Source organism: Pseudomonas brassicacearum, from assembly GCF_003732175.1.
In the GTDB taxonomy this organism is placed as follows: Bacteria; Pseudomonadota; Gammaproteobacteria; order Pseudomonadales; family Pseudomonadaceae; genus Aquipseudomonas; species Aquipseudomonas brassicacearum_G.
On sequence record NZ_MOBI01000002.1, the window covers coordinates 29,098 to 43,897 of the forward strand.

Annotated in this window: 12 protein-coding genes; 7 read left to right on the forward strand and 5 right to left on the reverse strand. The window is 60.2% G+C overall.

Features of this window, described 5'->3' with window-relative positions; all coding sequences use genetic code 11:
• The first annotated feature begins 247 nt into the window (after nt 1-247).
• Genes BK658_RS01200 through fabI form a run of 6 tightly spaced genes read left to right on the forward strand, consistent with a single transcriptional unit; the run spans nt 248 to nt 8,434 of the window.
• Nucleotides 248-2,074 (forward strand): extracellular solute-binding protein, encoded by a 1,827-nt coding sequence (locus BK658_RS01200; protein ID WP_123580771.1) that lies wholly within the window; start codon nt 248-250, stop codon nt 2,072-2,074.
• Entirely contained in the window at nt 2,071-3,912 is a 1,842-nt protein-coding gene (locus BK658_RS01205) for an extracellular solute-binding protein (RefSeq protein WP_123580429.1), read from the forward strand. The genes BK658_RS01200 and BK658_RS01205 overlap by 4 nt, the downstream gene beginning before the upstream one ends.
• 1 nt (nt 3,913) lies before the next feature.
• Complete coding sequence (locus tag BK658_RS01210; RefSeq protein ID WP_123580431.1) at nt 3,914-4,987, forward strand: microcin C ABC transporter permease YejB; 1,074 nt, start codon at nt 3,914-3,916, stop codon at nt 4,985-4,987.
• 1 nt (nt 4,988) lies between these two features.
• Nucleotides 4,989-6,008, forward strand: coding sequence for an ABC transporter permease (locus BK658_RS01215; protein WP_019690640.1), 1,020 nt, complete (start codon nt 4,989-4,991; stop codon nt 6,006-6,008).
• A 1-nt stretch (nt 6,009) separates the two neighbouring features.
• Complete coding sequence (locus BK658_RS01220; protein ID WP_123580433.1) at nt 6,010-7,620, forward strand: ABC transporter ATP-binding protein; 1,611 nt, start codon at nt 6,010-6,012, stop codon at nt 7,618-7,620.
• A gap of 19 nt (nt 7,621-7,639) precedes the next feature.
• Nucleotides 7,640-8,434 (forward strand): enoyl-ACP reductase FabI, encoded by a 795-nt coding sequence (gene fabI / locus BK658_RS01225; protein WP_054597118.1) that lies wholly within the window; start codon nt 7,640-7,642, stop codon nt 8,432-8,434.
• Nucleotides 8,435-8,609: 175 nt separating this feature from the next.
• Here fabI and BK658_RS01230 read toward each other — a convergent pair whose 3' ends face one another.
• Nucleotides 8,610-9,476 (reverse strand): LysR family transcriptional regulator, encoded by an 867-nt coding sequence (locus BK658_RS01230; protein ID WP_123580435.1) that lies wholly within the window; start codon nt 9,474-9,476, stop codon nt 8,610-8,612.
• A 114-nt stretch (nt 9,477-9,590) separates the two neighbouring features.
• Between BK658_RS01230 and BK658_RS01235 the strand changes: the two genes are divergently transcribed.
• Nucleotides 9,591-10,016 carry a VOC family protein gene (locus BK658_RS01235; RefSeq protein WP_123580437.1) on the forward strand — a complete coding sequence of 142 codons (426 nt, stop codon included), beginning with the start codon at nt 9,591-9,593 and terminating at the stop codon, nt 10,014-10,016.
• A gap of 36 nt (nt 10,017-10,052) precedes the next feature.
• Here the strand turns inward: BK658_RS01235 and BK658_RS01240 are convergent, their stop codons facing one another.
• The 4 genes from BK658_RS01240 to BK658_RS01255 all read right to left on the reverse strand — a co-directional run bounded on the left by BK658_RS01240 (nt 10,053) and on the right by BK658_RS01255 (nt 14,606).
• Nucleotides 10,053-10,631: a hypothetical protein gene (locus BK658_RS01240; RefSeq protein WP_123580438.1), complete on the reverse strand. Its 579-nt coding sequence runs from the start codon at nt 10,629-10,631 to the stop codon at nt 10,053-10,055.
• A 1-nt stretch (nt 10,632) separates the two neighbouring features.
• Complete coding sequence (locus BK658_RS01245) at nt 10,633-12,801, reverse strand: xanthine dehydrogenase family protein molybdopterin-binding subunit (RefSeq protein ID WP_123580440.1); 2,169 nt, start codon at nt 12,799-12,801, stop codon at nt 10,633-10,635.
• A 2-nt stretch (nt 12,802-12,803) separates the two neighbouring features.
• A complete protein-coding gene (locus tag BK658_RS01250) occupies nt 12,804-13,265 on the reverse strand; it encodes a (2Fe-2S)-binding protein (protein ID WP_123580773.1) in 462 nt (153 codons plus the stop codon).
• Nucleotides 13,266-13,451: 186 nt separating this feature from the next.
• Nucleotides 13,452-14,606 (reverse strand): NnrS family protein, encoded by a 1,155-nt coding sequence (locus BK658_RS01255; protein ID WP_123580442.1) that lies wholly within the window; start codon nt 14,604-14,606, stop codon nt 13,452-13,454.
• Nucleotides 14,607-14,800 lie beyond the last annotated feature (194 nt).

Here is a 14,800-nt window from a genome sequence, read left to right on the forward strand (position 1 = left end):
GCAGCCGGGCTTTTGTGGTGAGGGGGCTTGCCCCCGTTGGGCCGCGAAGCGGCCCTGAAACATTCTTCACCCCCGCACATCGAGCCAGCCGTATTTGCGACGGCTGCGCCGTCGAACGGGGGCAAGCCCCTCGCCACAGGAATTGCCGCCTGTTGAGTGCTTTAATTCCCTACCTTTTTCCTGTCGATACAAGCTGTTACTGTACGGTCCACAAAGCCCAAGCCGCCTGGACCGGATCTCTGCCTTGATACGTCCCCTCCTGCTCCTAATCAGTCTGGCCTTGAGTTTCCCCGCAAGCGCAACGATCAGCGAAAGCCATGGTTATGCGCAGTTCGGCACACTCAAGTACCCGGCCAAATTCACCCACTTTGACTGGGTCAATCCGCAAGCGCCCAAGGGCGGTACGTTGCGGGTGATGGCATTTGGCACCTTCGATACGCTCAATCCCTACACCTTCAAGGGCACCAGCCCGGTCGCGACCCCGAACTTTCTGCAATACGGCATCAACGAGCTGAACGAACCGTTGATGGTCGGTACCGGCCAGTACGCGCCGTCCGGCGATGAACCTGCCTCCAGTTACGGGTTGATCGCCCAGTCTGTCGAATACAGCGAAGACCGCAGCTGGGTAGTGTTCAACCTGCGCCCGCAAGCACGCTTTCACGACGGTACGCCGATCACGGCCTACGACGTCGCGTTTTCCTATCGCTTGCTGCTCAAGGAAGGTCATCCGCAATACCGCACCAATCTTCAGGAAGTGCAGCGGGTCGACATCCTCAACCCACAGCGCATCCGTTTCGTGTTCAAGCGTGCCGGTAATCCGTTGCTGATCCAGCGCCTGGGCGAGTTGCCGGTGTTGCCGCAACACTACTGGGAAGGTCGCGACTTCAAGGCGACCACCTTCGAACCACCGCTGGGCAGTGGCCCTTACCGCATCACCGAGGTTCAACCAGGTCGGCAGCTGGTGTTCGAGCGGGTCAAGGACTACTGGGGCAAAGACCTGCCGGTCAATCGCGGCAAGTACAACTATGATCGCGTTGAAGTCGAGTTTTATCGCGACAGCGACGTGGCGTTCGAGGCATTCAAGGCCGGCGAGTTCGATATCTACATCGAGCACCAGGCCAAGAACTGGGCCAACGGCTACAGCTTCCCGGCCGTGCGGCGTGGCGAGGTGATCAAGGCGCAGATCGACCACCAGATTCCAACCCAGACCCAGGGCCTGTTCATGAACACCCGGCGCAGCACGTTCGCCGACGACAAGGTGCGTGAAGCCCTGGGCTTGATGTTCGACTTTGAATGGACCAACCGCGCCCTGTTCAGCGGTGCCTACAAACGGGCCATGAGTTATTACCCCAACAGCGAGTTCACAGCCACAGGCTTACCGGTCGGTCATGAATGGCTGATGCTCTCGCCCTACCGCGATCAGCTCCCCGCCAAGCTGTTCACCGAGCCCTTCAGCCTGCCGCAGACCGACGGCCGCGGCATCCCCCGGGAAACCCTGCGCCGGGCGCTGGGTTTGCTCACCGAGGCTGGCTGGAAGCTCAATGGCCAGCGCCTGCAGAATGCTGCCGGGCAGCCACTGCGTTTCGAGATCCTGCTGGTCAATCCGAACCTGGAGCGCATTCTCCAGCCCTACGCCGAGAACCTCGCCAGTATCGGCATTGACGCGCACCTGCGCACCGTCGACCGTGCGCAATACAAGCAGCGTCTGGACCAGTTCGATTTCGACATGATCCTGATGACCCTCGACCAGACCCTCAGCCCCGGACTTGAACAGTGGCAGTACTTCCACTCGAGCCAGGCCTCGGTCAAGGGCAGCAAGAATTACGCGGGCGTTGCCAACCCGGTGGTCGATCATTTGCTGGAACAATTGCTCGCGGCAAAATCCCGTGACGAGCAACTGGCGGCCGGCAAAGCGCTGGACCGGGTGCTGCTGTGGCAGCACTACTGCATCCCCAACTGGTATATCAATTATCATCGCCTGGCGTACCGCAACCGGTTCGCCTTCGTCACCACGCCGCCCTACACCCTGGGGCTGAATGCGTGGTGGCTGAAGACTTCGGAGAAAGCCCAATGATGCGTTTGCGTCCCCTGCTGGGCCTGGTCTTTGCAGGGCTTGCCTGCACGGCCCACGCTGCCCCGCAGCACGCCTTGACCTTGTACAACGAGCCGCCAAAATACCCGGCCGACTTCAAGCATTTCGACTATGTGAACCCGGACGCGCCCAAGGGCGGGATCTTCCGTCAGGCCGGCTTCGGTGGCTTCGACAGCCTCAACCCGTTCATTAGCAAGGGCGTGGCCGCCGATGACATTGGCCTGATCTACGACACCCTGGCCAAACAGGGGCTCGATGAGCCGTTTACCGAATACGGCTTGATCGCCGGCAAAATCGAAAAGGCTCCGGACAACAGCTGGGTGCGCTTCTACCTGCGCCCCGAAGCGCGTTTTCATGATGGCCACCCGGTGCGTGCCGAAGACGTGGTATTCAGCTTCCAGACCCTGATGAAAAGCGGTTCGCCGCTCTTTCGCGGTTACTACAGCGACGTCGACAACGTGATCGCCGAGGACGCGTTGCGGGTGCTGTTCACCTTCAAGCACACCAGCAACCGTGAGCTGCCGCTGATCCTTGGACAGCTCTCGATATTGCCCAAGCACTGGTGGGAACACCGCGACTTCAGCAAAGGCAATCTGGAAATCCCGCTCGGCAGCGGCCCGTACAAGGTCAGTGAGGTCAAGGCCGGCCGTTCGATCCGCTATGAGCGGGTCAAGGACTACTGGGGCAAGGACCTGCCGGTCAATCGGGGCTTTTACAACTTCGACAACATGACCATCGATTACTACCGCGACAACACCGTCGCGCTGGAGGCACTGAAGGCCGGACAGTTCGATTACTGGCAGGAGATGAGCGCGAAAAACTGGGCCAACGCCTACAACACGCCGTCCGTCACCGAGGGTCGCCTGATCAAGGAGCAGATCCCTAACGGTAATTCCACCGGCATGCAGGGTTTTGTCTTCAACCTGCGCCGCCCGGTGTTCCAGGACGTGCGCGTGCGCCAGGCCCTGAGCCTGTTGCTGGACTTCGAATGGACCAACAAGCAGCTGTTCAACGGTGCCTACGCGCGCACCCGCAGCTACTTCGAAAACTCGGAAATGGCCGCCACCGGCCTGCCGGACCAGGATCAACTGGCAATCCTCGATCCGTTCCGGGGCAAGATCCCTGAGCAGGTCTTCAGCGAAGCGTTCCAGAACCCGGTGACCGATGCCAGCGGAATGATCCGCACCCAGCAGCGCAAGGCCTATCAACTGTTGCAGGAAGCCGGCTGGCGGATCGTCGACGACAAGATGGTCGATACCAATGGCAAACCGGTGAGCATCGAATTCCTGCTGGCGCAGACCGAGTTCGAGCGGGTGCTGTTGCCGTTCAAACGCAACATGAGTGACCTGGGGATCGACCTGGTGATTCGTCGGGTCGACGTGTCGCAGTACATCAACCGCGTGCGTTCGCGCGACTTCGACATGGTGGTTGGCAGCTTCCCGCAATCCAGCTCACCGGGTAACGAACAGCGCGAATTCTGGAAGTCCGAAAGCGCCGACAAACCCGGCAGCCGCAACTACATGGGACTGAAAGACCCGGTAGTCGATGAACTGGTCGAAGAGCTGATCAACGCCGACTCGCGCAAAAGCCTGGTGGCCCATGCCCGGGCGCTCGACAGGGTGTTGCAATGGGGCTATTACGTGATCCCCAACTGGCACATCAAGACTTGGCGCGCGGCTTACTGGAATCACATTGGCCACCCGAAAGTCTCACCGACCAATGACGTGGGCATTTCCACCTGGTGGATCAAGCCCGACGCAAAACCTGCGATCGAAGTGCTGACCAAAGAACAAGCCGATCCTGCGGGCATGGAGCAATAAGATGCTGGCGTATATTTTTCGGCGACTGTTGCTGATCATTCCAACCCTGTTCGGCATTCTGCTGATCAACTTCGTGATCATCCAGGCCGCGCCCGGCGGCCCGGTGGAACAGATGATCGCCAAGCTCGAAGGCTTCGAAGGCGCTACCAGCCGTATTGCCGGTGGCGGTGCCGAAGTCTCGGTAGCCGGTTCAAGCTATCGCGGCGCCCAGGGCCTGGACCCGGCGCTGGTCAAGGAAATCGAGCACATGTACGGCTTCGACAAGTCGGCGCCTGAACGCCTGTGGATCATGATCAAGAACTACGCCACCCTGGATTTCGGCGACAGCTTCTTCCGTGACGCCAAGGTCATCGACCTGATCAAGGAAAAGATGCCGGTGTCGATCTCCCTCGGGCTCTGGAGCACGCTGATCATGTACCTGGTGTCGATCCCGCTGGGGATCGCCAAGGCCACCCGGCACGGCAGCCACTTCGATGTCTGGACCAGTTCGGCGATCATCGTCGGTTACGCGATCCCGGCGTTCCTGTTTGCGATCCTGCTGATCGTGGTGTTTGCCGGCGGCAGCTACCTGGACTGGTTTCCCCTGCGCGGCCTGACCTCGAACAACTTCAGTGAATTGAGCTGGGCCGGCAAGATCCGCGATTACTTCTGGCACATCGCACTGCCGGTGACGGCACTGGTGATCGGTAACTTCGCGACCATGACCCTGCTGACCAAAAACAGCTTCCTCGACGAGATCAATAAACAGTACGTCGTCACCGCCAAGGCCAAGGGCCTGACCCGGCATCGCGTGCTGTATGGCCATGTGTTTCGCAACGCCATGCTGTTGGTGATCGCCGGCTTCCCTTCGGCATTCATCGGGATTTTCTTCACCGGTTCGTTGCTGGTGGAAGTGATCTTTTCGCTCGACGGCATGGGCCTGATGAGTTTCGAAGCGGCGATCAACCGCGACTACCCGGTGGTGTTCGGCACCCTGTTCATCTTCACCCTGCTGGGGCTGGTGGTGAAACTGATCGGCGACCTCACCTACACCCTGGTCGATCCACGGATCGACTTCGAACACCGGGAGCATTGAGATGAACCTGTCCCCTCTCAATCGCCGACGTTTCGAACGGTTCAAGGCCAACAAGCGCGGCTGGTGGTCGCTGTGGCTGTTTTTGATCCTGTTTGGCGCGAGCCTCGGTGCCGAGTTGATCGCCAACGACAAGCCGCTGGCGGTGCATTACGACGGCCAATGGTATTTCCCGGCACTCAAGCGTTACCCGGAAACCACCTTCGGCGGCGAATTCCCGTTGGAAGCCAACTACAAGAGCCCGTACATCCGCGAACTGCTCAAGGCCAAGGACGCCTGGACCTTATGGGCGCCAATCCCGTTCAGCTACCAAAGCATCAACTACGACCTGAAAGTCCCGGCACCGGCACCGCCCTCGGCAGACAATCTGCTGGGCACCGACGATCAGGGCCGCGACGTGCTGGCGCGGGTGATTTACGGCTTCCGGGTGTCTGTGCTGTTTGCGCTGACGCTGACCATCCTGAGTTCAATCATCGGCGTGATTGCCGGTGCCTTGCAGGGTTTCTATGGCGGCTGGGTCGATCTAGCCGGACAGCGCTTCCTGGAGATCTGGTCGGGTTTACCGGTGCTGTACCTGCTGATCATCCTCGCCAGTTTCGTGCAGCCAAACTTCTGGTGGCTGCTGGGGATCATGCTGCTGTTTTCCTGGATGAGCCTGGTCGACGTGGTCCGCGCCGAGTTCCTGCGTGGGCGTAACCTGGAATACGTGCGCGCCGCCCGCGCGCTGGGGATGCAGAACGGCGCAATCATGTTCCAGCACATCCTGCCCAACGCCATGGTCTCGACCATGACCTTCATGCCGTTCATCCTCACGGGCGCCATCGGCACCCTGACCGCGCTGGACTTCCTCGGCTTCGGCCTGCCGGCAGGCAGTGCATCGCTGGGTGAACTGGTGGCTCAGGGCAAATCCAACCTGCAAGCGCCGTGGCTGGGCATGAGCGCCTTTGCGGTGCTGGCGGTGATGTTGAGTTTGCTGGTGTTTATCGGCGAGTCCGCTCGCGATGCCTTCGACCCGAGGAAGTGAAATGAATCAGGACAATCTGATCGAAGTGCGCAACCTCTCTGTCGAGTTTGTGGTCGGCGAAAGCGTGCAACGGGTGGTGGAAGGCGTCAGCTTCGACATCAAGCGCGGTGAAACCCTGGCACTGGTCGGCGAAAGCGGCTCCGGCAAATCGGTAACGGCGCACTCGATCCTGCGCCTGCTGCCCTACCCCTTGGCGCGGCACCCCACCGGCACCATCAACTACTCGGGGCATGACCTGCTGTCGCTGAAAGAGAAAACCATCCGGCACATTCGTGGCAACCGGATTGCGATGATCTTTCAGGAGCCGATGACCTCGCTGAACCCGCTGCACTCGATCGAGAAACAGATCAACGAGGTGCTGGGCATTCACAAAGGCCTGACCGGCAAGGTCGCGACCCAGCGCACCCTGGAGCTGCTGGAACTGGTGGGGATTCCCGAACCGCACAAACGGCTCAGGGCCCTGCCCCATGAATTGTCCGGCGGCCAGCGCCAGCGCGTGATGATCGCCATGGCCCTGGCCAACGAACCGGAACTGCTGATCGCCGACGAACCGACCACCGCGCTGGACGTGACGGTTCAGTTGAAAATCCTCGAACTGCTCAAGGAGTTGCAGGCCCGCCTGGGCATGGCGCTGCTGCTGATCAGCCACGACTTGAACCTGGTCCAAAGAGTCGCGCATCGCGTATGTGTCATGCAGAAGGGTTGCATCGTCGAACAGGCGTCGTGCGAAGAGCTGTTCCGCGCGCCGCAGCATCCTTACACCCGGGAACTGCTGGCAGCGGAGCCTCGTGGCAACCCGGCAACCAATGTCATCGGCCCGCCATTACTACAAGTCGAGGACCTGAAAGTCTGGTTCCCGATCAAAAAGGGCTTTTTGCGCAACACTGTCGATTACGTCAAAGCGGTGGACGGAATCAACTTCAGCCTGCCTCAGGGACAGACCCTGGGCATCGTCGGCGAAAGCGGTTCGGGCAAGTCCACGCTGGGACTGGCGATTTTGCGGTTGATTGCCAGCAAAGGCGCGATCCGTTTTGAAGGCAAGTCGTTGGACTGCCTGTCGCAGCAACAGGTAAGGCCGCTGCGGCGGGAAATGCAGGTGGTCTTCCAGGACCCCTTCGGCAGCCTGAGCCCACGGATGAGCGTGAGCCAGATCGTCGGCGAGGGCCTGCGGATACACCGGATCGGTACAGAAACCGAGCAGGAGCTGGCGATTATCGCGGTACTCAAGGAAGTCGGTCTGGACCCGGCAACCCGGCATCGCTATCCCCATGAGTTTTCCGGCGGACAACGGCAGCGAATCGCCATTGCCCGGGCCCTGGTGCTGAAACCGGCGTTGATCTTGCTGGACGAGCCGACCTCGGCCCTCGACCGCACCGTGCAACGCCAAGTGGTTGAACTGCTGCGCTCTCTGCAAAGCAAGTACAACCTGACGTATCTGTTCATCAGCCATGACCTGGCGGTGGTTAAAGCGCTGAGTCACCAGTTGATGGTGATCAAGCATGGCCAAGTGGTCGAACAAGGTGACGCACAAGGTATCTTTGCCGCACCGCAACATCCCTATACACAGCAGTTGCTGGAGGCCGCTTTCCTGGCACCAGCAACTGCGCAATAACCTGAAAGAGGAGCAACACATGGGTTTTCTCGCCGGTAAGCGCGTACTGATCGTCGGTGTCGCCAGCAAGCTGTCCATCGCATCCGGCATCGCTGCCGCCATGCATCGCGAGGGCGCTGAGCTTGCCTTCACTTATCAGAACGACAAACTCAAGGGTCGTGTCGAAGAGTTCGCACAAGGCTGGGGTTCGAGCCCTGAGCTGTGCTTCCCGTGCGACGTGGCCAGCGATGAAGAAATCGCCAGGGTTTTCGAAGAACTGAGCAAAAAATGGGACGGCCTGGACTGCATCGTGCACTCCGTTGGCTTCGCTCCGGGCGACCAACTGGACGGCGACTTCACCGAAGCCACCACCCGCGAAGGTTTCCGCATCGCTCATGACATCAGTGCCTACAGCTTCGTGGCCCTGGCCAAAGCTGGCCGCGAGATGATGAAAGGCCGCAATGGCAGCCTGCTGACCCTGTCGTACCTGGGCGCCGAGCGCACTATGCCGAACTACAACGTGATGGGCATGGCCAAGGCTTCCCTGGAAGCTGGCGTACGTTACCTGGCCGGTTCCCTGGGCCCGGAAGGCACCCGCGTCAACGCGGTATCGGCCGGCCCGATCCGTACCCTGGCCGCTTCCGGCATCAAGAACTTCCGTAAAATGCTGGCCGCCAACGAAGCGCAAACACCGCTGCGTCGCAACGTCACCATTGACGAAGTCGGCAATGCCGGCGCCTTCCTGTGCTCGGACCTGGCCTCCGGCATCAGCGGCGAAATCATGTACGTGGACGGCGGCTTCAACACCACCGCCATGGGCAACATCGAAGAGTGATCTTCGCGCTTTAACAAGAAACCCGCCGAGTGGCGGGTTTTTTGTGCCGGTCATTTCAGACCCGCCACGAGCCACTGTGGGAGCGAGCCTGCTCGCGATAGCGTACTGACAGGCGAGATTAATGCTGAATGTTACGGCCTCATCGCGAGCAGGCTCGCTCCCACAGGGATTGTGTTCAACCTTCGAGTTGCGTCAGACACCGCGCAAACAACTGCTGGATCGGTTGTGTACGCTGGCTGTAGCGCTGCAACAACACGATTTCCCGATAGAACGTCAGTTCGCCCAGCGCGATGATCCTGACCTTCGCGCCATAGTCCAGCCAGAGACCCGCCCGGGGAATCAACGCCACACCCAGCCCGCACTCGACCATTTTCACAATCGCCTCCAGCTCATCCAGCTCCAACGCGACTTTTACCTCAATCTGCTGCTCGCGCAGAAAGCGTGTCACCAGACGGCCACCGAACGAGTTGCGGTCATAGCGCACATGTGGATGCGTGCTGAGTACCTGCAACGGATCCTCGCCTTCAAGGTCCGGCGGTACGATCAACACAAAAGGCTCCTGCCGAATCACCTGGGCCGACAGTTCCTTGGGCAACTCAAAGGGTGGCTTGATCAGGATCGCCAGATCAAGCTCGCCAGCGTCGACCTGACTCAACAGGTTGAGTGACACGCCGGGCACCAGTTTTGGCTCGAGCAATGGCGCCTGCTGCCGCAAACGCAGCAACGCCTGAGGCAACAGCCCCGTCTGGGCAGTCGCTACAGCGCCGACTCTCAATTCGCCGCGAAACTCACTGACGTCGTCACTGACGGCCATGCGCTGAAAGGTCTCGAGGATTTCCCGGGCCATCGGCAACGCCCGCTGCCCCGCCGCGTTGAGGATGGCCTGACGCCCGGTGCGGTCGAACAGACGAATACCCAACGCCTGCTCCAGATTGCGCATTTGCGCGCTGACGGCCGATTGCGTGAGACCAATGTGCATGCCGGCTGCGGCGAACGTGCCATAGCGAGTCACTGCGATGAAGGTTTTCAGTTCACGCAGCATGAGCACCTCGATTGATCGATTTTATTTGAGCTGGAGGCAAAAATTATCGTCTTTTAATCAAAAATCACAAGACTAGAATCAGCCCAACTCTCCTGTCATCGAGGTTTGAACATCATGCGTCTCTCCCCTTTTCATCTGGCCATCCCGGTGTACGACCTTGCAGCCGCGCGGCTTTTCTATGGCAAGGTATTCGGCCTAGAGGAAGGACGCTCCAGCGAACACTGGGTGGACTTCAACTTCTTCGGCCATCAATTGGTCATCCACGAACACCCGAAAACCGCCACGCAAGAATACGCCCACACCAATGCCGTGGACGGTCACGACGTGCCGGTCCCGCATTTCGGCGTGGTGCTGTCGATGGAGGAATGGGAGTCCCTGGCCGAACGGCTCACGTCGCTGGGCACGCGCTTCGTGATCGAGCCCGGTATTCGCTTCAAAGGACTGGTGGGCGAACAGGCGACAATGTTTCTGTTCGACCCGTGCGGCAACGCGCTGGAGTTCAAGGCCTTCAAGGACATCGACCAGTTGTTTGCCAAGTAACCTTCAGCGTCATACCAGCCTGCGAGCGGATCCCGTCTAGCTCCCCGTCACCGGACATGGCCCACCCGCTTCTGCCCACAGCTTGAACTGGGTGACAAAAATGTCGTGTGGCACCGGCACCGGCGCCCTGTTACCACCGGGATTCCAGCCCCAAAGCACCAGCTTGTCGTCGCTGACATGGGTAATCAGCGCGGCAAAATCACGGTCGCCGTTGCTCGAACGGTCCTTGATCATCTGGCACAACTGATCGGCCGGCAAACCGATCCAGGCCATTTTGTGCGCAGCCGATGGCAGCCCCCAATGCGGTGCACCGGGTGGCGCGTGGGGGCCGTAGCTGGCGGGCGGATTGCTGTCGGCGTGGCAGGTTGCACAGGGCAGCCCCGCCGCCCCCTTGCCGTCAGTGCCGCGAACCACGTTCATGGCATGCGGTTTCCCGGCGTCGAACTGCAAGGGCGAGTCACCGGGAATATGGCAGTTCTGGCAGCGCGGGCTCTGGAACACCTTCTGCACCGTGGCAAACGCCGCCAGTGCGGCCTGATCGTCGGCAAACAGCTCAGAGGTGTAACCACCGCCCCCAAGCAACAACAACGCGCCCAGAATCAGATTCCGCCTCATCTCACACCCCCGCCAGTTGCAACGGCAGTTCGCGCAAGCGTTGCCCGGTCAGCGCAAACACCGCATTGGCCACCGCCGGCGCCGTCGGTGGCACCCCGGTCTCGCCGATGCCGCCCGGTTTTTCAGTGCTGGGGACGATGTGCACCTCGACCACCGGCATTTCATTCAGGCGCAACACCTGAAAGTCATGGTAATTGGACTGCACCACTTTCCCGTCCTTGAAGGTCAGCTTGCTGTGCAAGGTGAACCCCAGGCCAAAGGTGATGCCCGATTCCATTTGCGCGGCGATGCTCGCCGGGTTCACCGCAACGCCGCAATCGACCGCACAGACCACGCGGTGCACACGGATCTTCAGGTTGTCCTGGGACACCTCGGCCACCTGCGCGACGTAGCTGCCAAAAGACTCATGCACCGCCACGCCCAACGCGTGCCCCGCAGGCAACGGCGCCTTCCAGTTGGCCTTCTCCACTGCCAGGTTCAACACGCCCAGATGACGCGGATACTCCTTGAGCAAGGTCCGTCGATATTCCACTGGATCCTTGCCGGCCGCCGTGGCCAATTCATCGATCAATGACTCGACGACAAATGCCGTGTGAGTGTGCCCCACAGAACGCATCCACAGCACGCTGATGCCGGTTTTCGGCGAATGCAGGTCAACCAGATGGTTGGCCAGGCCCTTGATATATGGGCTGTCGGCCACGCCTTCGACCGAGGTGGCATCGACGCCATTCTTGACCATCATTGCTTCGAATGAGGTGCCGTCCATGATCGACTGGCCGACCAGTACGTGCTGCCAGGCCTGGGGCATGCCCTTGGCGTCCAGGCCAATGCGCGCATGATGGAGGAACGCCGAGCGGTAGTACCCCCCGCGTATATCGTCCTCCCGCGACCAGACAGTTTTCACCGGAGCAGCGGCCGCCTTGGCGACTTGCACCGCTTCACTGACAAAGTCCGAGGTCGGATTGGCTCGACGGCCAAAACCGCCCCCGAGGAATTCGGTATGAATCTCGATTTGCTCGGGTTTGAGCCCGGTGATTTTCGCCGCGATCATTTGGTCCAGCGTCTGGAATTGGGTGCCGGTCCAGATCTCGCATTTGTCCGGGGTGATTTTCACCGTGCAGTTGAGCGGCTCCATCGGTGCATGCGCCAGATAGGGAACGCTGTATTCAACATCAATCGTCTTCACCGCCTTGCTCAGTGCGGCGCTGATGTCGCCTGCCTGGCTGGCCGGAGTGCCGGGGATCGCGGCGAGCTTGCGGAAATCTTGCAACAAGGCATCGCTGTCGAGTCCGGCATTGGGTCCCAGGTCCCAGTCGATTTTCAGCGCATCGCGGCCGAGTTTAGCGGCCCAATAATGATCGGCCACCACGGCTATGCCTGTCGGCACCTGCACGACTTTATGCACGCCCGGCAACGCCAGCGCCGCCGCGCCGTCGAATGATTTGACGCTGCCGCCAAATACTGGCGGGCGCGAAACCACGGCCGTCAGCAATCCATCGAACTGCACATCCATGCCAAACTTCGCCTGGCCGGTGATTTTCTCCGGGGTATCCAGGCGCTTGGTCGGTTTACCGATAATCTTCCAGTCCTTGGCCTCCTTGAGTTTGATCGACGCTGGATCCGGCACCGGCAGTTGGCCGGCGTCATTGGCCAACTCACCGTAAGTGGCGCGCTGATCGCCGGCAATCACCACGCCTGGTTCGGTTCGGACCTTCGAGGGGGCGACGTTGAAGCGCTTGGCGGCGGCCTCGATCAACATCAAGCGTGCGGCAGCGCCTGCCTGACGGTAGCGGTCGAATTCCATCCAGGTCGAGGTCGAGCCGCCGGTGATCTGCATGCCACCAAAGGCTGGCAAACCATAATCGGCCGCCGATGCCGGCGCATGCTCGACGCGGATCTTCGTCCAGTCGGCGTCCAGTTCTTCGGCGATCAGCATGGTCAGGCCGGTCCAGATCCCCTGCCCCATCTCGGAGTGCCCGAGAAGCATGGTCACGCTGCCATCGGGGGCGATGCGTAAAAAGGCATTGGGGGCGAACACCGCGTCCGGTGTCGAGGCCGCCTGGGCAAAGCGATTGGCCCCTGGAATGACAAACGCCACTACCAGGCCTGCACCGAGAACGGCAGTGCTTTTCAAAAAATCCCGTCGAGAAGCCTCGATCTTCGTGTTCATCGTCATGCCTCCCCGATTTGCGCAGCACGTTTGACCGCCGCACGAATACGCGGGTAAGTCCCGCACCGACAGATATTGCCCGACAGCGCCTGATCGATATCGCTGTCGCTCGGCGAAGGGATTTTCGCCAGCAAAGCCGCCGCCGACATAATCTGCCCCGACTGACAGTAACCGCATTGCACCACGTCGATCTCGGCCCAGGCGCGTTGCACCGGGTGCGAACCGTCGCTCGACAGGCCTTCGATGGTGAGGATTTTTTGCCCGTTGGCGACAGCTGCCGCCGGAGTGATGCAGGAACGCAACGGCGCGCCGTCGACATGCACCGTGCAGGCGCCGCACTGCGCAATGCCGCAGCCGAACTTGGTACCGGTCAGGTGCGCGACATCACGCAATACCCACAACAACGGCATGTCGCCGGGTACTTCCAGGGATTGGTCTTTGCCATTGATATTGAGCGTCAGCACGGCGGCCTCCTCAGTCACTCACGATGTCCTTTCATGGCGTCACTGTGGCAACGACTGCCTACGCGCGCCTCGGTTTATCCATTGAGCTAAGCGCAATTTTCCCGAAGCCTTGAATTGCGCGACCACCGGTCACAAAAAAGGGCCACTTCCGAGGAAGCAGCCCTGTGTTTCAAATCATCAACCAACCTACACCCTCGGCCCCAGCAAGATTCGGGTATAGCGCCATAAAAACAGTGCAAACGCGGCGCACCAGAATACCGCCGAAATTGCCAATCCATAGCTGCTGAACGGTACGACAAAGACCCGACACACCCCGGCCAGCAACAGCAAACCAAAACCCAGTACCACAGCCTTTGACGGCTGCAACAGGCGCCCGGTATGACCAAGACTGACTCGCGCAATCATCGCCAGCACCAACCCGCCAATGCCCCCGACCGCCAGCGAATGCGTGGCCAGGCTTTGTTGCGTCATCACGCCCAGTTGCCACAGCGCCATGGCCAACGTGGCAATCAACAGCCAGGCATACGCCAGGTATAACGACCACAGCAGAGGCACGCGCCAGATGCCGTTGTCATACCAGCGCCACAGACGGACCAGGTGCAAACCGCTGATCAACACATACAACGCCGCCAGCCAAGGCCTTGGCGTGTCGTTGAAGCCTGCGCCGATCATCAAGGCCGCGAGCAAGCTCGCAATCAACAGCATTTTGGTTTGCAGCGGCTGCGCAATTGATCCTTGAGGGCGGTTCAAACCACGCTGGATAAAGAACGGAATCACCCGCCCGCCAATCACGCTCATCAGCGTGGCGACCAACCACAACGCCGCCAGTACGCCGCGCCGCTGCACTGCGATGTCGTCCTGAACCATGCCCCACAAAGTCAGCAGCTGACACCCGGCCAGCACACTGATCATCAGTAGAATCGGGTAATTCTCACGCTTGCGCGCGGCGATCAGGTCGCGCCCTAAAACGACAACCAGCAGCGGCAGAAAAGGCACTTGCAACGCCAGCAGCCACGGTGCGGAAACCGGCATCAACCAGGCCAGCCGTGCCACCAGCCATACCAGCAGCAACCCCAGCAGGGGCCAGCCGGACAAACCGGGGCGGCCGGTCCAGTTGGGCACGGCGGTCAGCAGGAAACCACCGATGATCGCCGTGGCAAAACCGAACGGCATTTCATGTCGATGCCACGCCAGCATCCCGCCCATCGGTTGCGCACCGGGCAACCGTCCGTAAAGCCATAAGCCCCAAACCGCCAGCGCGATACAGGCAAAGGCGCTACCGGCGAGGAAGAACGGCCGAAACCCAAGGCTCCAGAGCGGTACGTGCTTGATCGATGGCATCTCAGACCTCCGCGCCGATCGGACCTTTGCTCGACAGGTGCAGAACATTCTGAGAGTTACTGAAGCATTCGAACATTGTGGCGTACTCCTGAAGCGGTTCAGCTGTACGTATTGACTATCAAGTCGCGTGCCAGCTTTCAAAGCCCCATAAAACAGCACCTTGCTGCCTATATAGTCAATATGACTCAAGTACA